Source organism: Chitinophaga sp. NPDC101104 (genome assembly GCF_050277495.1).
Lineage (GTDB): Bacteria > Bacteroidota > Bacteroidia > Chitinophagales > Chitinophagaceae > Chitinophaga.
The window spans coordinates 72,172-96,279 of record NZ_JBNNSF010000003.1 but is presented as its reverse complement, the minus strand read 5'-3'; the positions used below and the strand labels follow the sequence as shown (position 1 = coordinate 96,279).

Annotated in this window: 21 protein-coding genes and 1 pseudogene; 5 read left to right on the top strand and 17 right to left on the bottom strand. The window is 56.4% G+C overall.

The window, feature by feature from the left end; genetic code table 11:
- Positions 1-5: 5 nt before the first annotated feature.
- The 4 genes from ACQKLP_RS22225 to purD all read right to left on the bottom strand — a co-directional run bounded on the left by ACQKLP_RS22225 (position 6) and on the right by purD (position 3,936).
- Entirely contained in the window at positions 6-515 is a 510-nt protein-coding gene (locus ACQKLP_RS22225; protein WP_341841686.1) for a rod shape-determining protein MreD, read from the bottom strand.
- The gene (mreC, locus tag ACQKLP_RS22220; protein ID WP_427325175.1) at positions 512-1,411 is read right to left on the bottom strand and encodes a rod shape-determining protein MreC; all 900 of its coding nucleotides are present in this window, start codon (positions 1,409-1,411) and stop codon (positions 512-514) included. The genes ACQKLP_RS22225 and mreC overlap by 4 nt, the downstream gene beginning before the upstream one ends.
- Positions 1,412-1,479: 68 nt before the next feature.
- Complete coding sequence (locus ACQKLP_RS22215; protein WP_126244279.1) at positions 1,480-2,502, bottom strand: rod shape-determining protein; 1,023 nt, start codon at positions 2,500-2,502, stop codon at positions 1,480-1,482.
- A 156-nt stretch (positions 2,503-2,658) separates the two neighbouring features.
- A complete protein-coding gene (gene purD / locus ACQKLP_RS22210) occupies positions 2,659-3,936 on the bottom strand; it encodes a phosphoribosylamine--glycine ligase (RefSeq protein ID WP_427325174.1) in 1,278 nt (425 codons plus the stop codon).
- 181 nt (positions 3,937-4,117) lie between these two features.
- Between purD and ACQKLP_RS22205 the strand changes: the two genes are divergently transcribed.
- From ACQKLP_RS22205 to ACQKLP_RS22195, 3 genes are all read left to right on the top strand, one after another.
- Positions 4,118-5,854: a peptide MFS transporter gene (locus tag ACQKLP_RS22205; RefSeq protein WP_427325173.1), complete on the top strand. Its 1,737-nt coding sequence runs from the start codon at positions 4,118-4,120 to the stop codon at positions 5,852-5,854.
- A gap of 106 nt (positions 5,855-5,960) precedes the next feature.
- Complete coding sequence (locus tag ACQKLP_RS22200; protein ID WP_427325172.1) at positions 5,961-8,027, top strand: OPT family oligopeptide transporter; 2,067 nt, start codon at positions 5,961-5,963, stop codon at positions 8,025-8,027.
- A 13-nt stretch (positions 8,028-8,040) separates the two neighbouring features.
- Positions 8,041-8,565 carry a hypothetical protein gene (locus ACQKLP_RS22195; protein WP_427325171.1) on the top strand — a complete coding sequence of 175 codons (525 nt, stop codon included), beginning with the start codon at positions 8,041-8,043 and terminating at the stop codon, positions 8,563-8,565.
- A 66-nt stretch (positions 8,566-8,631) separates the two neighbouring features.
- Here ACQKLP_RS22195 and ACQKLP_RS22190 read toward each other — a convergent pair whose 3' ends face one another.
- The 6 genes and pseudogenes from ACQKLP_RS22190 to ACQKLP_RS22165 all read right to left on the bottom strand — a co-directional run bounded on the left by ACQKLP_RS22190 (position 8,632) and on the right by ACQKLP_RS22165 (position 13,020).
- Positions 8,632-9,549: a S1C family serine protease gene (locus tag ACQKLP_RS22190; RefSeq protein ID WP_427325170.1), complete on the bottom strand. Its 918-nt coding sequence runs from the start codon at positions 9,547-9,549 to the stop codon at positions 8,632-8,634.
- A gap of 89 nt (positions 9,550-9,638) precedes the next feature.
- Positions 9,639-9,974, bottom strand: coding sequence for an L-rhamnose mutarotase (locus ACQKLP_RS22185; RefSeq protein WP_427325169.1), 336 nt, complete (start codon positions 9,972-9,974; stop codon positions 9,639-9,641).
- The gene (locus ACQKLP_RS22180; protein ID WP_427325168.1) at positions 9,971-11,011 is read right to left on the bottom strand and encodes an aldo/keto reductase; all 1,041 of its coding nucleotides are present in this window, start codon (positions 11,009-11,011) and stop codon (positions 9,971-9,973) included. Before ACQKLP_RS22180 ends, ACQKLP_RS22185 begins: the two co-directional genes overlap by 4 nt.
- A 48-nt stretch (positions 11,012-11,059) precedes the next feature.
- Positions 11,060-11,215, bottom strand: a complete 156-nt coding sequence (locus tag ACQKLP_RS22175; protein WP_427325167.1) for a RagB/SusD family nutrient uptake outer membrane protein — start codon at positions 11,213-11,215, stop codon at positions 11,060-11,062.
- Positions 11,191-11,307, bottom strand: a pseudogene (locus ACQKLP_RS22170) (RagB/SusD family nutrient uptake outer membrane protein); the annotation flags it as partial. The pseudogene ACQKLP_RS22170 and the gene ACQKLP_RS22175, both read right to left, overlap by 25 nt.
- A 78-nt stretch (positions 11,308-11,385) precedes the next feature.
- Entirely contained in the window at positions 11,386-13,020 is a 1,635-nt protein-coding gene (locus tag ACQKLP_RS22165) for an alpha-L-fucosidase (RefSeq protein WP_427325166.1), read from the bottom strand.
- Positions 13,021-13,174: 154 nt separating this feature from the next.
- Between ACQKLP_RS22165 and ACQKLP_RS22160 the strand changes: the two genes are divergently transcribed.
- Positions 13,175-14,083, top strand: a complete 909-nt coding sequence (locus tag ACQKLP_RS22160) for a helix-turn-helix domain-containing protein (RefSeq protein ID WP_427325164.1) — start codon at positions 13,175-13,177, stop codon at positions 14,081-14,083.
- Between the two features lie 55 nt (positions 14,084-14,138).
- On the top strand, positions 14,139-15,083 hold the full coding sequence (bla, locus tag ACQKLP_RS22155) for a class A beta-lactamase (RefSeq protein WP_427325163.1): 945 nt from the start codon (positions 14,139-14,141) through the stop codon (positions 15,081-15,083).
- A gap of 71 nt (positions 15,084-15,154) precedes the next feature.
- Here bla and ACQKLP_RS22150 read toward each other — a convergent pair whose 3' ends face one another.
- The 7 genes from ACQKLP_RS22150 to ACQKLP_RS22120 form a co-directional block, all read right to left on the bottom strand.
- Positions 15,155-16,354: a DUF1501 domain-containing protein gene (locus tag ACQKLP_RS22150; RefSeq protein WP_427325161.1), complete on the bottom strand. Its 1,200-nt coding sequence runs from the start codon at positions 16,352-16,354 to the stop codon at positions 15,155-15,157.
- 19 nt (positions 16,355-16,373) lie between these two features.
- Positions 16,374-17,819 carry a DUF1800 domain-containing protein gene (locus tag ACQKLP_RS22145; protein ID WP_427325160.1) on the bottom strand — a complete coding sequence of 482 codons (1,446 nt, stop codon included), beginning with the start codon at positions 17,817-17,819 and terminating at the stop codon, positions 16,374-16,376.
- A gap of 98 nt (positions 17,820-17,917) precedes the next feature.
- The gene (locus tag ACQKLP_RS22140) at positions 17,918-18,994 is read right to left on the bottom strand and encodes a ThiF family adenylyltransferase (RefSeq protein WP_427325159.1); all 1,077 of its coding nucleotides are present in this window, start codon (positions 18,992-18,994) and stop codon (positions 17,918-17,920) included.
- A 39-nt stretch (positions 18,995-19,033) separates the two neighbouring features.
- On the bottom strand, positions 19,034-20,092 hold the full coding sequence (locus tag ACQKLP_RS22135; RefSeq protein WP_427325158.1) for a M48 family metallopeptidase: 1,059 nt from the start codon (positions 20,090-20,092) through the stop codon (positions 19,034-19,036).
- Positions 20,089-20,643 (bottom strand): N-acetyltransferase family protein, encoded by a 555-nt coding sequence (locus ACQKLP_RS22130; protein ID WP_427325157.1) that lies wholly within the window; start codon positions 20,641-20,643, stop codon positions 20,089-20,091. Before ACQKLP_RS22130 ends, ACQKLP_RS22135 begins: the two co-directional genes overlap by 4 nt.
- An 85-nt stretch (positions 20,644-20,728) precedes the next feature.
- Positions 20,729-21,025, bottom strand: a complete 297-nt coding sequence (locus ACQKLP_RS22125) for a hypothetical protein (RefSeq protein WP_427325156.1) — start codon at positions 21,023-21,025, stop codon at positions 20,729-20,731.
- Positions 21,026-21,076: 51 nt separating this feature from the next.
- Positions 21,077-23,839, bottom strand: coding sequence for a S8 family peptidase (locus tag ACQKLP_RS22120; RefSeq protein ID WP_427325155.1), 2,763 nt, complete (start codon positions 23,837-23,839; stop codon positions 21,077-21,079).
- Between the last annotated feature and the right edge of the window lie 269 nt (positions 23,840-24,108).

Genomic DNA, 24,108 nt, shown 5'->3' with positions numbered 1-24,108 from the left:
GCTCCCTATTTCCTGCTGAAAAACAACAGTTCGTAGATCAGGATCAGCAACAAACTGGCTGTGGTAGACAACAAGATCTTCGTCAACAGGTACAGGGGATCAGCAAAACTGAAAACGGACAAACAAAAATACGCGATGTGATGCAAAAGGACCATCACGGTCACATAAATCGCGAACTGGGAAATGCCCATCGTGGTAACGGAGGGCGTGCGCTGGGGGCCTTCGAAGCCGCCCTGCGGACTGAGGATGTTGAGCACGAACGGGCGCAGGTAAGCGATAAATACGCATGCTGCGGCGTGGATGCCCATGGAGTCGGAGAACATGTCGAGCGTGAGGCCGAGCAACAGGCCCAGGAACTGGAGCGCCGGGCGGGGGATGTTGAAGGGCAGCAGCAGGATGAAGAGCATGTAGAGATAAGGGTTCACCATCTGGTGCACGAGTATCCGGTCCAGCACCAGTACCTGGAACAGGATCAGCAAAATGAATCGGATGATATTTCTTAACAGTATGCTCATTTCAACATTTTGCGTGTCGAATCCTCCAGCCGCTCCTGCTCGTCGCGCAGCAGGTTCTCGATGACGTACACGTATTGCAGGTTGTAAAAATTAGTGGCCAGTTTGAGGCGGATGGTAAACGAGGTGCTCGCTTTCTCGCCGATGTAAAAGGTGTCGATGTACCCGATGTTCATGTTTTCGGGGAACACGGCCGAAAAGCCGCTCGTCACCACGGTATCGCCCTTGTGCAGTTTGGCGCTGCGGGGCACGTCTTTCATCGTCACATGCCCGCCGTCGTACCCGTCCCAATACACCGTTCCGATCTCGCCGGAGTTTTTGAGGCGGGAACTGAAGCTGAAGGAAGAGGTGCTGCCGCTGGATTTGGTGAGCAGGGAAATGATGACGGCATAGTTTTCCGAAGCCGTTCTCACCACGCCCACCACGCCGTTAGGCCCGATCACGCCCATGTTGGGGCGGATACCGTCTTTGGAGCCGCGGTTGATGGTGATGAAGTTGACGGGTTTGTTGACGGAATTGTTCACGACTTTGGCGCTGCGGTAGAGGAACTTGCGGACCTCCGTGCTGAGGAGCTTGCGGGCCGTATCGTTGGTAAATTTCCGGAGGGTGTCAAATTTCACCAGGGAAGCCGTGTCCTTTTCCTCGAAGCTGGTCGGCAATTGCTGGAGCAGCGCGAGGTTTTCCGACACGAGGCTGTCGTTGGTGGATTTGAGGTGGAAATAATACTGGATATCGTTGTAGCGGGTGTACAGTTTGCCGGAGACGCCGTTGGCGGAATTGAGGTAAACGGTACGTTGGAAATTATTGGTCCGGAAAACGAAAATCAAGCAAATCACTTCCAGCAGCAAAAACAGAAAGAAGTTGAAGTACCGCCGTAAGAAAATGATCAGATTGCGCACTGGATACGAGTCTAAGGATTCCGGATATCATCCCGGCATGCCTGGGGCAAGCCGGGATGTGTTTTTTTTTATTGCATCAGGAAAGGATACTTGCCGATGTGTTTCAGGGCAATGCCGGTGCCTCTTACTACCGCGCGCAGCGGATCGTCTGCTACATGAACGGGCAGTTTGATCTTCTGGCTCAGGCGCTTGTCCAGCCCGCGCAACAGGGCGCCACCGCCGGTGAGGTAAAGGCCGCGGCGGTAAATGTCCGCTGCCAGCTCGGGCGGGGTGGTTTCCAGTGCCTTCAGGATGGCTTCCTCGATCTTGAAGATCGACTTGTCCAGCGCTTCGGCGATTTCCTGGTAAGATACCATGATCTGTTTGGGGATACCGGTCACAAGGTCGCGACCGTTCACGGGGATGTCGTCCGGCGGATTGTCCAGCTCCTTCAGTGCAGACCCGATCTGGATCTTGATCTGCTCGGCCGTGCGCTCACCGATGAGCAGTGAGTGGTAACGGCGAAGGGCTTCCATGATGTCTGCCGTAAATTCGTCGCCCGCGATGCGGATAGACTGGTCGCACACGATCCCTGCGAGGGCGATCACGGAGATGCCGGTAGTACCGCCTCCGATGTCGATGATCATGTTACCGACCGGTTCTTCCACGTCTATACCGATACCGAGGGCCGCAGCCATCGGCTCGTGGATGAGATACACTTCCTTGGCGCCCGCCTGCTCCGCGGAGTCGCGCACCGCGCGTTTCTCCACTTCCGTGATGGACGACGGGATGCAGATCACCATCTTCCAGCTCGGGGCGAACAACGGCTTCTTGGGATAAACCATCTTGATCAGCTCGCGGAGCATCCCCTCTGCCGCATTAAAGTCTGCGATCACACCGTCTTTCAGCGGACGGATGGTGCGCAGGTACTCGTGCGTTTTTTCGTGCATCATCATCGCCTTCTTGCCTACGGCAACGATCTTTCCACTGGCCCTTTCTATAGCCACGATGGAAGGTTCGTCCACCACCACCTGATCGTTATGAATGATCAGTGTATTGGCGGTACCGAGGTCAATTGCAATCTCCTGAGTTAAAAAGTTAAAGAAGCCCATTGTTTGATACGGTCAAAAATATTTGAATGCAAAAATGAATAATTCTAACGAATATACGATGCAATTATTGGATTATTCAAGAAGTTCAGCGGAAATAAATAAAAGAAATGCTATATGCATATTTTCGCTATCCGTGAACCCTGTACGACGAATTACTTAGCTGAATTCATACCCAATGTCGCGACGATAATACTTGCCCCCGAATGAAATGCTGTCGGCAGTCTCCCTGGAATGGGCCAATGCCTGCTGCAAATCGCTTGCCAAAGATGTGATGGCGAGCACGCGGCCGCCGTTGGTGAGCGTTTTTCCGCCATCGGCTTTCGTGCCGGCGTGGAAAACGATCTGATCGGCCGTGGGAGCGGGAATGCCGGTGATCTCCTTCCCTTTTTCGTACGCCTCGGGGTACCCTCCGCTCACGAGCATGATGGTAGCCGCGGCGCGCGGATCTTCGGTAATGGTCACTTTATCGAGCTGCCGGTGCTTCACGGCGGTGAAGAGGTCCAGCAGATCGTTCTGCAGCCTGGGCATTACGACTTCCGTTTCGGGGTCGCCCATGCGGCAGTTGTATTCGATAACGAAGGGGTCTCCCTCCACGTTGATCAGTCCGAAGAAAATGAACCCGTGGTAAACGATGCCTTCGGCGGCCAGTCCGGCCACGGTAGGCCGCACCACGCGGTCTTCCACTTTTTTCATGAAACCCGGGTCTGCAAAGGGAACGGGTGAAATGGCGCCCATGCCGCCGGTGTTGAGGCCGGTGTCTCCTTCACCAATTCGTTTGTAGTCCTTGGCGGAGGGCAGCAATACGTAATGCTGGCCGTCGCTCAGGGCGAAGGCAGACATTTCGATGCCGGTGAGGAATGCTTCCACGACCACCTTTTTGCTGGCATCGCCGAATTTGGCGGATTTGATCATCTCGGTGTATTCGGCGATGGCTTCCTCGTGGGTGGCGGCGATCACGACGCCCTTGCCCAGTGCGAGGCCGTCGGCCTTCAGTACCACGGGGAGGGTGTGGGCGGCGATATAGGCGAGGCCTTCTTCGAAGTTGGCTTCGCTGAATTCGCGGTAGGCGGCGGTGGGGATGTTGTGGCGGAGCATGAACTCCTTGGCGAAGGCCTTGCTGCCTTCCAGTCGGGCGCCGGATTTGGAGGGGCCGATCACTGGAATATGCTGCAGGGCGGGGTCTGCGCCGAAGAAATCGTAGATGCCCAGTACCAGGGGCTCTTCGGAGCCAGGCAGGAGCAAATCGATCTGTTTATCGATACAGAAGGCTTTGATGCCTTCGAAATCGGAGACGGAAAGGTTGACATTTTCGCCATAGGCAGGCGTTCCCGCATTGCCGGGGGCGATGTAAAGCTTCGTACATGCAGGACTTTGAGCCATCTTCCAGGCCAGGGCATGTTCCCGGCCACCGCTACCTAACAGTAAAATGTTCATAATGGATTGAGACGTAATATATGAGGAGATTCCCTGCGCTCCGGCGAAACCTTGCGCGCGCGGAAATTTTTGCAAAGTAAGGTCAAAAAAACCGGTTTTTGGACGCGATAGTCCGAATTTCTTTATATTGCCTGATTAATTGAACTGTAACTGTATATTTTTTATTCAAAACTAACCATTTATGAATCCATCAGCTGTTGCGCTGGAGTCGGAGTCCCTGCAGAAGAAGGGTCATCCGAAGGGTCTCGGTGTGCTGTTCGCTACCGAGATGTGGGAACGATTTAACTTCTATGGAATGCGGGCCCTGCTCTCGCTGTTCCTCGTAAATGCGCTGGCTTTCTCTGATGCGGACGCATCTATTATTTATGGCGGCTTCCTCGGCCTGAGCTATCTCACGCCCATGCTCGGCGGATATATTTCCGACCGCTTCCTCGGCAACCGCAACTGCATCCTCCTCGGCGGCCTCATCATGTCTATCGGCCAGGTCCTGCTGTTCCTCAGCGGCTGGATGTACGAAGGCAGTGTAGACACTGCCCGCGGCGTTATGTGGCTCGCCCTTTTCGTGATCATCATCGGCAACGGCTTCTTCAAGCCCAATATCTCCTCCATGGTAGGCCAGCTTTACCCGAAAGGAGATTCCCGCCTCGATTCCGCTTTCACCATCTTCTACATGGGCATTAACGTGGGCGCGTTCCTCGGTATGACCATCTGCCCGCTCCTGGGCGACGTGAAAGTGGGCACCGGCGAAAACACCGTGCGTGTTGTAACCGCCTTCAAATGGGGCTTCCTCGCCGCCGGCGCGGCCATGTTCCTCGGCACCGTTCTTTTCTTCTACCTGAAAGATAAATACGTGGTAACGCCCGACGGTAAAGCCGTAGGCGCCAAACCGAAATTCACCAACCAGACCGTTCAGGCCGGCGGCGAAGCGGAAAAAGCCCACTTCACCTCCAAAGCCATCGCTATGGCCACGGTTTTGCTGGTTGCGCTTTTCTTCGGTATCCATTACCTTTCCCTCGATCCGAACGTAGCGGTCCAGAACCCCATCAAAGTATGGGTGTACCCGTTCATATACGCCGCCGGCATCAGTCTGGCAGTGCTGATCATGACAGACAAGTCCATCACCAAAATCGAGCGCGACCGTATCCTCGTGCTGTATGCCGTGGCTTTCTTCGTGATCTTCTTCTGGGCGTGTTTCGAGCAGGCGGGTTCTTCGCTGACCTTCATCGCCGACTATCAGACAGACCGCCGCCTCCTGGGATGGGATATGCCTGCCAGCTTCGTGCAAAACGCCAATTCCGCGTTCATCATCATTTTCGCCTTCCCCATGAGTTTCCTCTGGTCGTGGCTGCAAACGCGTAACGCAGAGCCCATTTCCCCCGTAAAACAGGCCATCGGCCTCGCTTTGCTGGCGCTGGGATCCCTCATCATCGGGCTGTCGGTGAAAGGGCTCGGCCAAACCGAAAAGCTCGGCGTGATCTGGCTCATCGTGATGTACCTGTTCCATACCATCGGCGAGCTGTGCCTGTCTCCCATCGGCCTTTCGCTGGTGTCGAAACTCGCTCCGCTCCGTTTCTCGAGCCTGCTGATGGGCGTTTGGTTCATCGGTAACGCATCCGGTTACGCGCTGGCGGGTACCCTCGGCACCCTGCTCCCTCCTACCGGCAACAAGTTCCAGGACGCGGCCAAGGCCGGGATCGACCTGCAAGGCATTCTCGACAAAACCATTACGCCCACGGTGGAGCAGCTTTCCCAGCTGAAATCGCTCAATATCCCGGCGCATTACCCCCAGTTCCTGGGCTTCACCATCCATAACCTGTATGAATTCTTCATGGTAATGGTGATACTCCCCGGCGCTGCTTCCCTGCTCCTTTTCCTGATCTCCGGGATCCTGAAAAAAGGAATGCACGGCGTTCGCTAATAAAATACCGTCGGCAGACGTTTATATCCTTTCAAAAGGAGCAGGCATTTCCCCTGCTCCTTTTTTACTTATATTTAGGCCAAAACTGATATATATCTAACTGCTTATGTCGTCGAAATTCAAACCTTTCGTTGCCCCTGAAGTTAAAATGAAGGAGTTGACGCTCAAGTCGATACTCCTCGGATGCCTGGCCGGCATCATCTTCGGCGCCGCCACCGTTTACCTGGCGTTAAAGGCCGGGCTCACCGTATCGGCGTCTATCCCCATTGCGGTGATCGCCATTACGTTGGGCCGGAAGTTCTTCAAAACCACCATCCTGGAGAACAATATCATCCAGACCACTGGTTCTGCGGGCGAATCGATCGCGGCGGGCGTAGTGTTCACTTTGCCGGGGTTCCTCTTCCTTTCCGCGGGCGAAATGGGCATCAGCAGCGGCGAGAAATACTTCGATTACCTGACCATCCTCGTACTGGCCATTTTCGGCGGGTTGCTGGGTACCCTGATGATGATCCCCCTGCGGCGGTCGCTCATCGTAAAAGAGCACGAAACCCTGCCCTATCCGGAAGGAACGGCCTGCGCGTCTGTATTGAAAGCGGGGGAAAAGGGCGGCACATTCGCCAAAACGGCTTTCATCGGGCTGGGTGTGGCTTTGCTGTACGCCATGCTGCAAAAAGTGCTGCATGTGATCGCCGAAACGCCGGCGTACATGACCAAACAGGCCAATAAAATCTTCCCGTCCGCCAAGCTTTCCGGGGAAATCACCCCCGAATATCTCGGCGTAGGCTATATCATCGGCCCCAAGATCGGCGGCGTACTGGTGGCAGGCGGCGTGCTGGCGTGGCTGTGCCTTATTCCCCTGCTGGCATCCCTCATCCCGGGAGACATCGTGGCCGCGCAGCTCGTCAAACTCGGCATGCTGGCCAATCTCCAGACTCCCGGCGGCCCCGGCGCATGGGACCCCGCTGCGCATTCGTTCAACGACTGGTCATCCGCCATCTACCAGGCATATGTGAAGCAAATCGGCGCGGGAGCCGTTGCGGCAGGCGGTTTCATCACCCTGCTCAAAACCATCCCCACCATTATCTCCTCGTTCAAAGACAGCCTCGGTTCCCTGAAAGAAAAAGGCGCCACCGGCGAGGTGCCCCGTACCGAAAAAGACCTCTCTTTCAAATATGTGATCATCGGCAGCATCGTACTGATCCTCCTCATGGCGCTTTTACCGCAGCTCCCCGGCGAGTCTATCCTCAACAAACTGCTGGTAGGCCTGCTGGTCGTGATCTTCGGCGCGTTCTTCGTGACCGTGAGCTCCCGCATCGTGGGGCTGATCGGCAGCAGCAACAATCCCATTTCCGGGATGACGATCGCCACCATCATGGGCACCTGCCTCATTTTCATCGCAGTGGGCTGGACGGGCAAAATCTATGAGCCCATGGCCCTCGTCGTTGGTGGCATGATCTGTATCGCAGCGGCCAATGCCGGCGCTACTTCACAGGATTTGAAAACCGGTTACATCGTAGGCGCCACCCCGCGCAACCAGCAGATCGCCCTGTTCGTGGGCGCGATCGTTTCGTCGCTGGTGATCGGGTGGACCGTCCACTACCTCGATACTCCTACCAAAGCCATGATGGACCAGGGTATTACCCACGCCATCGGCTCCCCCACTTACGCGGCGCCACAGGCTACGCTGATGGCGACCCTTATTAAAGGTATCCTCGGCGGCGACCTCGACTGGCAGTTCGTGCTCGTGGGCGTGTTCATCGCCATTACGCTGGAACTTTGCGGCGTGAAATCCCTGTCATTCGCTGTGGGCGCTTATCTCCCGCTGTCTACCACCCTTCCCATCTTTATCGGCGGCGCCATCCGCGGGCTGGTTGACTGGAAGCAGAAACGTTCCGGCACTCAGCTTTCCGCCGAAGAGGAAGAACTGGGCAAAGGCAATCTCTTCGCCACGGGACTCGTGGCCGGAGGCGCGGTAGCCGGGGTGATCGTGGCCATTCTTTCGGTGAACGACGGCATATCCGCCACGCTCGCGAAAGTGAGCGCGCACGAAGGGCTCGAGCGGGCGCTCGGCGCGGGCGGGTACCAGCTGCTGGGCGTGCTGTTCTTCGCCGCAATGGGGTATATGCTGTATCGCATCGGCCGTCAGAAACAGGTTTCTATTGATAAACTCTAAAATACCCGATCCTATGTCCTATTCCACCACCACCCTCGCCCTGCTCGGCGTCCTGCTTTTCGGCGCAGGCTGCAGCAGCGATAAAGATGTGGAGCCCGAGCGCAGGTTCATTTCGTTCCAGATGAACGGAAAAATCATGCTTTCCGAACAGCGGAACATGGTGTATTATGTGCCCGGCGACAAGTCTGACACCGACCCCACGAACGATAATGCCCAGATGCTCATCCAGGGCTACACTTACGACAAAGATGCGGTACTGATCCACATCATGGGAGACGATGTGGTGATCAAGCCAGGCGTTTACACCAACAACCAGCCAGGCAACGCATTCACGATCGAGAAATTCCCGACGATGGAATTCATCCGGGCCGATGAAACCACCGGCAACTGGCGCGTCACGATCCACCAGGTGAAAGACAACCTGGTGATCGGGGAGTTCAGCGGAACGGCAGTGTCTATGGACAATGGGACCATCCACCAACTGACACGCGGCTACTTCAAACTGAAATGCCAGACGAACGGGCCGGCCTTACATTGATCCGGATATCAGATTTTCATGATAAAAAATCCCCCATCGTTTTGTATCGATGGGGGATTTCCATTTTCAGGCAACGCGTTCCGATGGCGTGATCCGAAGCTCCACCAGCCGGTTTTGCCGGATCAGCCGGATAAACTGGAACTGGCCGATCTTGTCGCGGTCCAGCAGGCGGAAAAGCCCGTCAGACGTTTCCACCGGCTGGTCGTTGAACGACACTACGATGTCTCCGTCTGCCACACCGGCCTTGTTGGCCGGCCCGTTCCTCTCCACCCCGGTCACGAAAAGGCCGGACTTGTTCTTCAATTCCAGTCCGCTTCTCAGTTTCGGGACCAGGTTCACTTGTTGCAACATCATCCCGAGGTATGCTCTCGACACCTTCCCGCTTTTCATCAGTTCCGCCGCAATCAGTCGCGCCGTATCGATGCTGATGGCGAAGCAAAGCCCTTGCGCACCGCGGATCATCGCAGTGTTGACGCCTACCACTTCGCCACGGTAATTGATGAGCGGGCCGCCGGAGTTGCCGGGATTGAGGGCCGCGTCCGTCTGGATAAGCCCGTCGATCGTGCGGCCGTTCTCACTGCTCAGCGAGCGACCGAGGGCGCTGACCACGCCCGTAGTTACCGTGTGCTGAAAACCCATGGGGTTGCCGATCGCGATCACCAGCTGACCGATCTGCAGGTCAGACGCGGCGCCCAGTTGCGCCGGCTGAAAGTCGAAGGCGGTCGATTTCAATATGGCGATGTCGGTATCGGGGTCTTCCCCGGCCAGCGTGGCAGGGTATACCGAACCGTCGTGCAGCATTACATTGAAATAACTCCCCTTATGCACCACATGGGAATTGGTGAAGAGATAACCGTCGGACGAAAAGAAGAATCCCGATCCCGTACCGGTCACTTGCCTGTTGGCATCCAGCCGTTCTATTTTGACGACTGATTTGCCGGCGGCTTCCACCGCCTGATGGATGATCTTGGAAAATGCATCCATAAAACCTCCTTGTTTAGGGTTTCATCCCTTCCAAAAACAAGCCACATCGAAATCCGGCCAATTTGACAGCGTATTCGAAGCCATGAAGGTCATAACTGGAAAATCCGGTCCATGCACACCCATTTTTCATTGCCGCTGGCCCAGGGCAGGGGCTGTTGGTATTTCCACATGAGCCGTTCCCATTCCTGCACATGCGGATTGGCGGCGTCGCGGGCGGCTTTTTCCTCGTTGCGGAAATCGTCCCGGGTTTCCATGATCATAAACAGGCGGTTGCCGGTGCGGTAGATTTGCATGTCTACGATCCCGGCGTCGAGGATGCTTTTGCGTATTTCGGGCCAACCGTTTTCGGCTTTGTGCCAGTGTTCGTATTCGGCGATGAGGACCGGATCGTTTTTCAGATCGAGGGCGAAGCAGTGTCTTTTCATATGTCAGTTGCGTAAAGATGGGTTTCCGCAAAATGGTTATCGATGAGGTTTTCCGCCGCCATTCTTTCCCAGCATGCAGCCGGAATATTGGTTTTCAGGATATCGACCTGGCTGGCCGCGCGATAATCCGGTGTCATGTTCAATGCGATGGAACGCACGCCCGGGGCGCTTTTCGCAAAAGCGACGCAGGCTGCCGCCGGAAGGATGCCGAATTCCCGGCAAACAGCGTGCATCTTTTCGCGCCAGCGGTACAACTCCGGATGGGTTTGCGGCGACACCCGGCGGTAATTGTAAAAATCCTGTCCCGTTAAAAATCCACCGTTAAAAACGGCCGCGTTGATGACAGGAATCCCCTGGGCACCAAGCTGCCGCATAAATGCCACGAGCTCCGCAGGATGATGATGCATCGTGAAGCTATTGGCGATCATGACCCAATCCATCTCCACCACCTCGCAAATCTCCCTCACCACCGTCCAGTCTTTCGACCCGATCCCCACACCGGTCACACTTCCTTCCCGCTGCAGGTCTTTCAGCGCCTGATAGGCAGACAGCACGTCTTCGAACCGCCGCGCACGGTCGGCCGGGGAAACGGCCGCCGCGAGGTATTCGTCAGGATCGTGGACAGATACCCAGTCTGCCCGGTATCCGTTCAGCAGGGCGTTCCCCTGTTCGTAACAGGCCATTATCCCATCGTAACCGATCCGTTGCACGGCATCGTGCTGCAGATTTTTCCAGACACCTGGCTCGAAAGTTGGCTCCTTTCCTTTCAAGGCCGTCTGGTACCAGCCGAGCTTATTGCTGATAACGACTTCCCGGGGAGGGACGCCCTGTTTCCGCAGCCCTTCGCCCAGCGTTTCCAGCGCCAGGCCCGCGCCGTATTTGCCGGCCGTGTCAAAAACCAACGGGCCCGGGGCCACACGAACGCATTCCGCCACCATCCGCCACTTCGCTTCGGAAGGCCATGCTTCGTAAAGGTTCCCCAGGCCGCTGGTGCCGAAGATCAGCTCCGGCATCGGACATTTCTCTGTGCTTATCATACAAACTTTTGCGTGCTTATCATACAAACAATGCAGGGTAGCCACGGATCAGTAATCCGGGTTTTGTTTCAACGCCGGCGTATTCCGGTCGATTTCCGTTTGCGGAATGGGCCAGCGTTGATATTTGTCTTCATATTTCAGTTTGATGTTCGGCGCGAGCGGATTGGCGACGAAGCCGTTCAGCTTCTGCGTGGGGATGCCCATATTGATGCATCGGCGCCCAGGGCTTCGTTCTGTGCTTCGGCGCGCATAAGCTTTACATCGGCGAAGCGCAGCAGCACGAAGTCATTATTGTCGGGCGTGCCCGTTGCAGGGGCCGGGCGGACCGGTCAAATCCATATTGTATATTTCCGACTTGATAATTTTCGAAACGATTACACCACGGCGCCTTCGATCTTCAGCGCAAAAGCCTCCTTCCCGGGCGCCTGTGCCGGCAATTCCACTTCCAGCCCTCGGTCGCTTTGATGGAATACCAGCTCCCCTTCATGCCCCAGCAGTTTCACGGACGACACTTTCCCTTTGCCCGCTAGACTTTTGACGAGCGTTTTGCCTCCTTCCGGCCAGCCCAGCAAAATGGCGTACAGCGTTGTTCCTTTTTTGGTGAAGCGGATATCCTCCGCTGTAAATGGCTTTCCTTTTCCCTCGTTGAAATTCCCCGCGATGTTCGATGCGGCCGCTTCGGTGGCCGCTCCTTCGCCGAAAACCGTCCATGGCCGGGTGCCGTAGATCGCTTCTCCGTTTACCTGCATCCATGCGCCGATCGCTTCCACGATGGCGCGCTCCTTTTCGTCGATGGTGCCGTTTCCGCGGACGGGCACGCTCAGCATGAGGTTCCCGTTTTTGCTCACCACGTCGGCCAGCGCGTGGATGACGGTTTTGGCGGATTTGTATCGATCGTTTTCATACACCCGCCGGTCGTAATGCCAGCCGCCGATACAGGTATCGGTTTGCCAGGGCAGCGGCTCTATGGCGTGGCTTTGCCCGCGCTCGATGTCCCACACCATGCATTTCCGCTGTTCCGCATTCAGCCCTTTGCCCGTGAGCACGGCTTCCAGCCTGCCGTTCTTTCTGATACTGCGGTTGTACAGGTTGGCGGCGATCCGCAGCCCCACATCGCTGACGGGCCACAGCGGCAGCACGGAATCATCGAAGTAAACAAGCGCGGGATCGTAGTTTTCGATGAGCGCCATCGTGCGCTTGTAGAATTTTTCGGCATAAGCTTTCGAGGGAACGGATGCACCGTCCTGCCAATCCCATTTTTTCATATGATCGCCGCCCGGCTGGCTCAGGGCGTGATTTTGGGAATACAGTTCCTGCGGGTCCAGTCCATCCCACCACTGCCCTTTTCCGTCGGCGGCGGTAAGCTTGCCGTCGTAGGGGACCCCGGCCAGCGGACCGTTCTTATCCGCCTTTTGCGCGGCTTCGTACCACGTCCAGGCATGGGAAGCGTGCACGCTCACACCGAAGGCGAGCCCATGTTCCCGCGCCGCTGCGGCCCATCCGCCAACGATGTCTTTGTGAGGGCCCACGCGCGTGGAGTTCCATTTTTGATACTTATTGGGATACAGATCGAGATTATCGTGGTGATTGGCCATGGCCACGAAGAACTTCGCGCCGGCTTTTTTGTAGAGGCCCAGCAGTTCGGAAGGGTCCCATTTTTCCGCTTTCCATTGGCGGATCACGTCCTTGAACCCGAACTTCGAAGGATGGCCGTATTTTTCGCAATGGTATTTGTAAGTGGCGCTGCCTTCGTGGTACATGGATTGCGCGTACCAGTCGCCGAACTCCGGCTCGCATTGCGGGCCCCAGTGCGCCCAGAGGCCGAACTTCGCGTCGCGGTACCAATCGGGGACCGCATAGTTGGACAGCGAATCCCAGTTGGGCTGGAACGGGGCTGCGGTAGCGGGAGACAATATCCCGGAGAAACCCGCCGCACGGCCAACAGCGCCGGAAAGCAATAACGATGGAATACCGGCGAGCGCGCCTTTGACCAATGTCCTTCTTTTCATATCAATTCGATACTTGGATAACGTGAAATAGTGACGATCCAAACTTACAACCGATCCTCCGCCGAAAACTTGCCTCAAACGGACTTTTTTTTGTATAAATCCGACCTTTTGCTAATTTTTTAATCCTACTTTAGCAGCGATAAGCCGCTCCGATATGATCCAACGAAAATTCCAGCACACTTTCACTTTATTGAATGTAGACCGCGTACAGCTCGATGCAAGATGGAATTACCAGCACGTCATCAGTCCATATTACCGGATTTATTATATCCACGACGGCGATGGTTCGCTGTCGGGTGCAGGAGGAACGGTGACGCTGGAGCCAGGGTTCCTGTACATCATTCCCAGTTTTACGCTGTGCAATATGCGGTGCGACAGTCATCTCGACCAGTATTTCGTCCAGTTTTTCGAGGATTCGACGGACGGGATATCCCTTTTCGCGCAGCAGCGCAGCATTTTGAAAGTGGCGGCAACGGAAATGGATGCATTATTGTTCAACCGCCTGCTGGAAATCAATCCCGGCCGGGGCATCAACCGGTCCGACAATCCGAAGGTATATGAGAAAGACGTGTATTACCGGGAGTACCAGGAACTGAACAATCTCCAGAACATCGCGGTGTCTATGGAAACGCAGGGCATTCTCTGGCAATTGACGGCCAGGTTCCTCAGCCAGCACGCTACAGACGGACAGGAAGCAACGCCCATCCCGGGGAAACTCGCCGAAACGCTGGACTACATTGCCCTTCACCTGCATGCGGAACTGACGGTCAATTTCCTCGCATCCCGCGTGAACCTGCACCCGGATTATTTCTCCCGTCAATTCAAAGCGTTTACCGGCACCCGCCCCCTCAACCACATCCACGAAAAACGGATCGAACGGGCGCAATACCTAATGGCCACCACGCGGCTGAGTTACGCCGAAATAAGCGCCCAGCTAGGGTTTGGCGACATCTCCCATTTTTCGAAAGCCTTCCGGAAATCGACGGGCATGGCACCGAGAGACTACCGGAAACAGCTATACCTCGTGGGCTTTCATCATCACCCGAAAAATATCTCCGAATAGCCGCGCGATGGGTTTCCGATTGCCGTAAATTGCATGCCTAAACCCAACTCCCACCATGCGTTCCTACATCATTTCCGCCACCATCGTCACCCTCATGGCTTCCTGCGCCGGCAACCCGAAACAGCCTGCGGCAGACAGTCTCGCCGTATCCTCGACCTCCACATCGCCCGGCACCGATTCCCTGCGCCAGCAAATCTCCGCCATCGCCGCGGAAGCGAAAGGTATCGTCGGTGTCGCCATTCAGCATTTTACGACCGGAGACACGCTCACGCTTAACGACACCGCGCGCCTCCCGATGCAAAGCGCCTTCAAATTCCCCATCGCTATGGCCGTCCTCAAACAGGTTGACGAAGGCAAACTGACGCTCGAACAAACCCTGCCCGTTACGCCCGACGATCTGTTCGAGACCTACAGCCCGCTGCAGGACAGCTTCCCGAAAGGCACGAAAGACAAAACCATCGCCAACCTCATTTACCTGATGGTAGCCAAAAGCGACAATATCGCCTGCGACGTGCTCATCCGGAAAGTTGGCGGCTGCAAAGTGATCAATGATTACGTGCATAGCCTCGGCGTAAAAAATATCGAGATCGTACTGACAGAAGAAGAAATGAACGGCCCCGGCACCGGATTTGACCTGCAGTTCAAAAACTGGGCGCACGCGTCCGCCTATTCCCAACTGCTGGACATCCTCCGCAAAGGCACGGCATTGTCCAAACCCAGCAACGATTTCCTCATGAATACGATGCTCGCTACCACCACCGGTAAAAACCGTCTGCCCGGCCTGCTGCCGCCCGGCACACCGGTTGCCCACAAAACCGGATCGGGCAGCACGAAAGACGGGCTCGTTTCCGCTACCAACGACGCCGGCATCATCACCCTCCCCAACGGCCAGCAGCTGGCGGTTTCCGTGTTCGTTTCCATGAGCGCGGCAGACGAAGCCTCCCGCGACGCCGTGATCGCAAAGATCGCCAGGGCGGCGTACGATCATTATTCCAAATAATTGACTTGCATACACACGAAGGCCTCCCGCAAACACAGGAGGCCTTTTTCTTTTTTGGGTTTTATACGCGGTCAGATGAAAGATAAATGCTCGTAGGATTGCTGCAGGATGGCGGCATCGTCTGCCCCCAGCCATTTCTTCAGCAGCGTGGCGTACACCGATTTGAAATCGACCTTGAATTGCAGGTCGCCGTCTTTCAGGTCGGTGAGGTTGGGGCCGTCGTTGAGGATGCCTTTCTCCTTCAGGCCACCGCCCACGAGGAACATATTGTTCGCCGTTCCGTGGTCGGTACCACCGCTGGCGTTCTGCGCCACGCGCCGTCCGAATTCGCTGAAAGTCATGACCAGCACGTCTTCGAACCGGTGGTTCTTTTTCAGATCGGCCACGAATGGCGCCAGGGCGTCGCTGAGTTGTGAAAACAGCCGCTGCTGCTGGTTCTGCTGGCCAACGTGCGTATCGAAACTGCCATGGGAAACGTAATACACGCTCGTGTTGATATCCGTCATGATCAGCTCGGCGATCGTTTTCATGTTTTTCCCCAGCTCCGTATTCGGATAACTTTCCTTGCTTTTGTACGTTTTGAACTGCTGCTGGATGTAACCGGCGGATGAAATGGTTTCCGCCATGGTTTTGTAGAGGTAGTCGACGTTATGATGCTCGTCGTCGTGCTGCTGTTTGGCGAGCAGATCGCGGAAATAGCGGTCGTTGCTGGCGCCGTACAACCTTTGCGGATCGGTGAGCGCCAATCCTTTCACATCATTGCCTTTCAGCGCCAGGCTGAGGGTATCGTCTATTTCGAGTGCCTGCGTGGGCTTGTCGCAGCCTTTGCATTGCGCATCGAGGAAACGGCCGAGCCAGCCCGTACCCCAGTAATCCCTGGAATCGCTGGCGCTCTGCCAGATGTCCATACTGCGGAAGTGGGAACGGTCGGGATTGGGATAGCCTACGTTGTTGAGGACGCCCAGCGAACCGTCGTCGTACAGGCTTTTGAAGGTTTTGAGGGCGGGATGGATGCCCAGCTCGTCGTTCAGGGCGAGCGCATCGTCTCTCCGGATGCCCAGTTGCGGGCGGAGCTTGTAGTAAATATCGTTGCGGTAAGGGATGACGGTATTGAGCCCGTCGTTGCCGCCGGAGAGTTGTACCACCACCAGGACTTTATTGCCCGGGGGCACAAAATTCCCCTGTTCCATGGCTTTGAGGAACTTGGGCAGCATGAGGCTGGCCGATGCCAGGGAGCCCACTTGTAGAAAACGACGTCTGTGTATCAGCATGTTGCGGTCCGTTTCTTTGTTAGCACATTTGGTACTCCGGCGTGCTCATCACGTCGATCGTTACCGTTTTGATGTAATTCTCGCGCGAGGAGGCGTCGGAATATTTTTCCAGCAATGCCCGGTCGATGCCTTTGCTCCGCACCAGCAGCGATTGCGCGATGGATTCCGCGAGTTCTTCCCGCTTCACGTCCTTGAACCCTTCGAGGTACGGCTGCCAGTCTACCTGCGCGTTCACGCGGCGGGCGTACTGTTTTTTCAGCAGTTCGTTTACCTGCATCGTCATTTTGTAATTCTGGCCTTCGCCCATTTCGGGGGTGATTTCTTTCGGGCGGATGTTGAATTCCTGCGAATACAAAATGATCTGTGGCACGCGGAGGCGGAACATGAGGCTGGAGCTGTCTATCCAGTTCCTCCCGCCGGGCCAGCCGGCTACGTTTGGCGGATAGAAAAGCGTTTGCCCCAGTACCCGCTGGAACACCAGCATGGCTTCTTCCTGCTCGAAGCGCATGGGCACGGCGCGGCGCAGCCCTACGATGAGCTCTACCGGCGATTTGATCCTGCTTCCCACGATGCTGTCGTCGTAAAACCAGTCTGCCATGAAAATATGTTCCATGAGCGCGCGCAGATCGTACCCGCTGCGGTAGAATTTCTCCGCCAGTTCGTGTTCATGCGCTTCGTTGCCGTTTTCATGAACGAAGTAGCGGTATATTTTTCCGGAGATGAATTTTGCGGTCTGTTTTTGTTCGAGGAGGATGTTGATGACGTCGTCCCCATTATAATTCCCCGTTTTGCCGAGGATGGTTTTGGGCCCGTCGTCGTGCACGTTTTTCCGGAACTGGAATTCGCCCATATCGTTGTACCCCCAACCCGTGAACGCCCTGGCGGCTTCTTTCACGTCATTTTCCGTGTAATGGCCGCGGCCGAGGGTGAAAAGCTCCATCACTTCCCGCGCGAAATTCTCGTTGGGCCTTTGTTTGCGGTTTTGCTGGTTGTTGAGGAAGCCCAGCATGGCGGGGGATTTGGACACTTCACTGAGCAGCGTCCCGAAATTCCCCAGGCCGTGGCGCCGGATGGTGTCGAGCAACTGCTGGTTAAAAAGGACGTTCTGCGTTCTGCAGGCGAAATGCCCGTGCCAGAACAGCGCCATTTTTTCCCGGAGCGGATGATCGCTGGTGATCATGGCGTGCGACCATAAAACGTTGAGATCTTTGATGCCGTCCGTATTGAGGCGTTGTACCATTTTGCGCTCTTCCGCGCCCATGTTGCGCTGGCGCCGGTAATCGGGAAGATCGGTTTCGTCCACCACGCGGATGGGCGGCGGGGCATCTGAGGGGCCGAGGATGACTTTACGCACCACTTCCTTCCGCCGCTTTTTCATCCAGGACCTGATCTCGGGAAGGCCTTCGCCGAAACCGGCCCTCCAGCCCAGGTGCTGCATTTGTGTCTGTAATGGAACAACTGGCATAAAACGGGAAAATTTAGAGTAAGACGGGCAAGCGACGGTCAAAGTTTAACCGGCATCTCCGCAACCGCTAAAAATTTCGCAAATACCGTTCCACCTTGTCAATACCGGGCCATATTGGGGTCGATTTCGCAGGCCCAGGCATGGATGCCGCCCGTCACGTTATACACGTCCCGGAACCCGGCTTGCAACAACAATTCGGCCGAAGCGCGGCTCCGCATCCCGTGGTGGCAGATCATCGCCACCGGCGTTTCCCGCGGGAGGTTCGACAAAGACGCCGACACCCGCCGCAGCGGAATGTGTACCGCCCCTTCGATATGGCAGTATTCCCATTCGTCGCGCTCACGGACGTCTATCAATTGAAAATCACGGCCTTCGTCCAGCCAATCCTTCAATTCCTGTACGGAAAGGAGCTGGAGCGTGCGGGCATCGCAAACGGAGTTGCCGTAACTTTCCTCCAATGCGGTAATATCATGATTGCCGGGTTGCGGCTGGAAAGTGAAGACCTGGTGCGTATTATCGAGCAGCTGGATGGTGAGCAGCTGGTTAGCGAGCGGCTCCCCGATGCCGGTGAGCACTTTCACCGCTTCCGAAGCCTGGTAGCAGCCGATGATGCCGGGCAACACACCGAGCACGCCCACGTCGTTGCAATCCGGCGCATTCCCGGGTTCGGGGAAAAGACAGCGATAGGTGCCACTGCCGTTATGGTTCAGTACGCTCACCTGCCCTTCGTACTGCAAAATGGAACCGTATATGAAAGGTTTTTGGAGGATGACGCAGGCATCGTTGATGAGGTAGCGCGTCCCGAAGTTATCGGAACAATCCACCACCAGGTCGTATTGCGCCACGATGTCGAGCGCGTTGGCGGTGCTGAGATAATGCGGATGAGAAACGAAAACGGTGTCGGGATTGAGGGCGCCCAACCGGCTGATAGCCGCTCCGATCTTCGGTTTCCCTTCATCGGCGGTGGTGTAGATCACCTGCCGCTGGAGATTAGTGACGGAAACGGTATCTTCTTCCGCGATGCCGATCCGGCCCACGCCCATGGCGGTGAGATATTGCAATACCGGCACACCGAGGCCACCGGCGCCAACCACCAGTACGGACGCGTTGCGCAGCATGTCCTGCTTCTCGGTACCGAAGCCTTCCAGCCTGATCTGTCTGTCGTAGCGATTCATTTTCCCTCCGTTTTTCTCCTTTAAATTTCGTGAATTTTTCTATTTCAAACCAGCCCTGATCTGATCCCACGTCGCTTTCAACGGAGCGGGAACGGCGGGCTCGGGGTTAGACAGCTTTTCCTGTACGTATTCCGCGCGGCGCTCCAGGTCGGGATGTGAGCTGAGCCATTCGGAGGGCGCTGACCCGCCGCCCTGGCCGAGCGTTTTGAACAGGAGCACGAACCCGTTGCCGGGAATTTCCTGGTTTTTGAGCATGCTCAGGCCGTTGAGGTCGGCTTCCTTTTCGAGCCGGCGGGAATATTCGAGGTTCTTCAGCGAGCTGGCGTTTTCCACCAGCACGGCGCCGATACCGGTGACGTCGCCGAAAATGAGGCTCACGGCGGTGAAGGTGCCGAGGCTCTGCATGAGCGAGCGCGTGGTATGGCGGAGGTTGACGTGCGAGCTTTCATGCGCCAGCAGCGCCGCCAACTCTTCGGGATGCTGCATGCGCTTGAGCAGGCCGCTGTACACCACGATGTGGCCGCCCGGAACGGCGAAGGCGTTCGTTTCGTCGAAATCCACCACCGTAATCTGAATGGGATAGGGAGATTTCACGCCCATCTGTTTGTAAAATGTATTGACCTGTTCGGTTTGTTTCGGCAGGATTTTATAGTCGGCGATGAGCGATTTATATGCTTCCTCCCCCATCGATACTTCGTATTCCACCGGCAGCGCGTTGGCCGCTTTGCCGGCCAGCCACGGCACGATCCATACGAACGCGGCCACGATCAGCCCCAGGATGATAAGCCCTGTGGTGAAAAAGGTGACCCAGGCAGTGGGGAAAGTCCGTCGTTTTTTCTTCAGCTGCGTATCCGCTTCGGCAGCGAATTCGCCGTTGGGAACGATCAGCGTTTGAAGGGGAAGGCCGGTGTGATGGAGCACGCAGCCGCCGGGGCGCTCTTCGCCCCGCACCACGTTTTCCCAGTACCAGTGCACGATGCGCGGGTTGCCGTGGGCGTCTTTCAAATGGATTTCGATACGTTTGTTCGTAACGGTGATGTCTGCACCCTGGATATGGTCGGGCGTTTCATAGGAGTAATAACCCTGAAAAGTTTTCATCGGTCTTGTATGGGTTTGATACGTTTGCTCATGACCACCAGGTCTACCAGCGAACCATCCGGCTGGATGATACCGCCGGGGATGCGGCCATGTTCCGTAAAATTGAAATTCCGGTACAACTGGATGGCCCGTTCGTTGTTGGCCAGCACTTCGAAATGGATCACTGCGATGCGGGGATGCCCTTCCGCCCAACGGATGGCCGACGTCAGCAAACGCCGCCCGATGCCCATGTTCCAGTATTTATGCAACACCGCGATGCCCAGCAGCGCCATGTGGTGCTGCTTGCGCGTGCGGCCCTGGTTGAGGCTCACCATCCCGGCGATCTCCCCTTCCACATCGGCCACCAGGAACAGGTTGTTCGGATTGTCGATGTAAGACCGGATAAACGCTTCCTCCTTCGCCAGGTTGTACAGCAGGGATTCTTCGTGGGTGAACAGCAGGAAATCCGTTTCCCGGGTAACCGTTTGAAAGGTCGTCAAACAGGCTTGCGCATCCATGACCTGGGGAGGACGGATGATCAGTTGTTTGCCATTGGGAAGGAAGTGTCGCATTCCCGCAAATATAAGGTACCGGTCTGGCTTCCGGGCATAAAAAAGGCGGCTTTCCGGCCGCCGGTTCATTACATACGGAGAGGGATCAGGATGCTTTGGCGTGCTTGGTTACGAATGCCAGCACATCGGCTTTCTGATCGTCGTTCAGTTTTGCTTTTTTCGCCATCCTGTCGATGATGCCGGGCCATTTTTCGGCGGCCTTCGTTTCAGGGAGTTTGTAATGGTGGCATTTCGCGCATTTCTCGCGGAAGATCGCCTTTCCCTGGGAGTCCTCGTACTTGGCGAACGCAGCGTCCACCTTGGCTGTATTGCTGGGGTTGAGGCCACCGGCACATCCCCATAACACAACAGTGATGAGTGATAACTGGATGAGTGTTTTCATAATTTGCATGTTTGACCTGTTGACAAGTTAATTATTTTTTTCTGTAACGGATCAACGCACTTTAACGAAGCGCGCGCCGAATTTCCGCTTTCCGTCTTCATAAACGCCGATCCAGTAATTACCGGCGGGGAGCCCGTTGAGGGGAACTTCCTGCTGGAGGCTTTCCATCCGCAGGCTTTTCCGCACCCGGCCCTGCATGTCCGTCACCACGATCCGCTGCCCGCGCAACCCTTTCGCCAGGAGCCTTATCCATTCGCCGGCGGGGTTCGGGAAGAGGACGTATTCATCGGCGCCGGTAACCGCCACGGGCACAGCGTCTGTCAGTATCCTCCGGCCGTTCGCCAGCTCCAGTTCCGCATAATAATATACGATCCCCTGCGGCGGCCGATCATCCGTTGCCGCATATACGAAAACATTTCCCGGCGTTTCACTTCCCAACACCATTCCCTGCCTGAACCAGCGGATATTCCGCAAGCCGGCGGGCGTTCCCAGCTCCAGCTGCAATTGCACCGCTCCGGAAGCATCCAGATCGGCCGTAAAATTGCGGACGTAGCAGCCGGGCGCGTTGGCAGAAAAACGATGCGCGGTGCTGCGGGGGCCTTCCTCTCGGGCAACGGCGCTTACGGCAACAATGCCGGAAACAACTGCCGACGGACGGAAAGCGAACGTCGTATCCGCCGTTTCGCCAAGCATCCGGTATGCGTCGTTCTCCAGCGCGTAAACCCGGTAGCGGGAAGCGCCCGGGGCCGCGGCCCACCAAACCAGCGCGCTGTCTTCACAGATGAAGCCGGTTGCGGGCCGGAGGCGCGGTGCTACAAGGAATTGCGGGCCCGTAAACGATTTCCCGGCTACATCCATCCGCAATTGCATGGGCCCGAATGCCGGGGGCGTTTCCCATCCCGCATGGCCTTCTTCCACATCCAGTACGTCGGCCAGCGGCTGCCAGTTGCCCGTATCGCCCGTGCGGTAAAAAATTTTCCCTGGGCCGCCGATGTTCGTGCTCCAGCGCAACGTAGCACGGGCGCCCGCATCGAGCGTTTCAGCGGTGGCGGGCGCGTCCCATCCGAAATATCCGTCGGGTATCCATTGCCAGGCCAGGGCGAAGGTTTGCGTTCCGTTCACTTTACGGCCCTGAACGTGAATGGTCAATCCGCCGGCAGCAGACCGTGCCTGCACCTGCTCGGTATTGTTGAGGCTGTCCCGGCCGGGGATCGCGGCGCGGGCAAGACTATCCTTATGCGGGAACGCGGAAAGCGTCCAGGGATCGAAGCGGTTTCCCGACGCGTCGGTCAGCCAGAGGTCGAGGTCGTTGGTGAGGGCGCGGGCGCTGTTGGCCGGCGCTTCCGGGTCGGTGTACCGCATCGTCACGCGGAGCGTTCCCGTTCCTGCGGGGACCGGCATCTGGAAGGTATTTCCCTGCCCCACGGCCCCTGTGGCGTACCTGCGGTCAAGTACCGTTCCCGCCGCGGCGCGCGCGTTTACCGCACCAAAGCCTGTAATAAAATCGGGGCCCGGCGCGCCGAGGTCTCTGGCGGAATTGATCAGCACGGCGGCCAGGAGCGCGGCGGAAGGTGCAGCGCCCGATTGCAGCCGGAATTGTTCCTGCAACAGCAGCCCGATCCCAGACACGAGCGCGGCCGCGTCTGAGGTCCCGCCTTCACCATACGCCACCAGTTCCGGCTTGATGCGCCCGTCGAAAGCAGGGCCCCTGCTGCTGCGGGGGGCTACGGCGCTGTTCCCGTCCGTGGCGCCGACCACCAATATATTTTTCGCCTGTTTGAAACTTCCGCTCAGGTTGGCGAAACCCGTCAAACCGGCATAAATACCTTCCGCCGGCGCATCCGTTCCTATATTCCCGGATGAAAAAACGTGCAGGAAAGTATCCAGTTCCCGGACCTGCGCATCATATGCCACCGCCTCCAGGCCGTAGTAATTTTCGATGCCGGTCCCGTAGGAATGGTTCTGCGCGTGGATCCGCAGCGCGGAGAAAATTCCGGCGTCGTCTGGCAGCAGGCGCGAAAAATCCGATGAAGCGATCATCGCGCGGGGCGCGGCTCCTAGTGATCCGGGGCCACTGTTGCCGTTTCCGGCGATGATCGTGGACATGAGGGTGGCGTGCGTTTCCGTACGCGCAGGTTCGCCGCCGTGGCGGATGTGCCGGGGATGGAGATCGATATCGAGCGTATCGTACAACGTTTCCTTCAGCGAAATCCGCATGCCGCTTCCGCGAAGGGCGGGCATTTCGGCATGGAGGGCGTTGACGCGGTTAACGGAAAGGTCGGCATTCGCGGATGCGGATTCCGTATTGGGATGGCGGGGAATATCGGCCAGGTGCAAAAGCGGATCGGCGGCGAATGCGGGCCAGTCTTTCACCGCGATCCTGATCTCATATACGTTTGCGGCGGGTTGATGGAGGATGTGCGCCGTTCCGGCGGCATCGGCAATAAAAGTGATGCTGTCACGATCATGTAGGGAATAGAGCCGGTCCAACAACTTCGTTGATGCTTTCCAGTTATGATTCGATGGCCATGACAGGACGGTGGAATCGGGGAGCAGATTCCGGACGATGTGGTACCTGGGGTGGAGGGATTTTATCCATCCCCAGCTATCCAGCAGGGATTGGTCCGGAACGTTAGGAAACCTGACGAGAAAAAAAACGCCATCCGGTGTTCCCTGCCGGGCGGATGCAGTCGCCGCAGTGCCGGAAGCGTACCGCTGCACGATGCGGCTTTCCTGCGCCTGTGTCCGCAAATGCAATATGGCGGCCATTATGGCGATGAGCGATAAAATCCGGGAAACATAACGGGCGGACATATATCTAATCTATAATTTTTTTTCTGCGTGAAAAAAAATACCTATTATTGGAAAATCGATAAGCCCAGATCTGAACGAAGAGCATAACAAGAGCAATCTGTATTAACCGAATCTTAACGAGCACATTTATTCCGTTAAACGCTACGTCCTCCGTATTTTATTGAACATCTAAAAAAACCTGTATAGAGAGCATCCTTAACAGCATATTGTAAACGTGCAAGCACTAATACGTGCGTGCCATTGCATTGTTGATAGCCCGATGAAAGGGA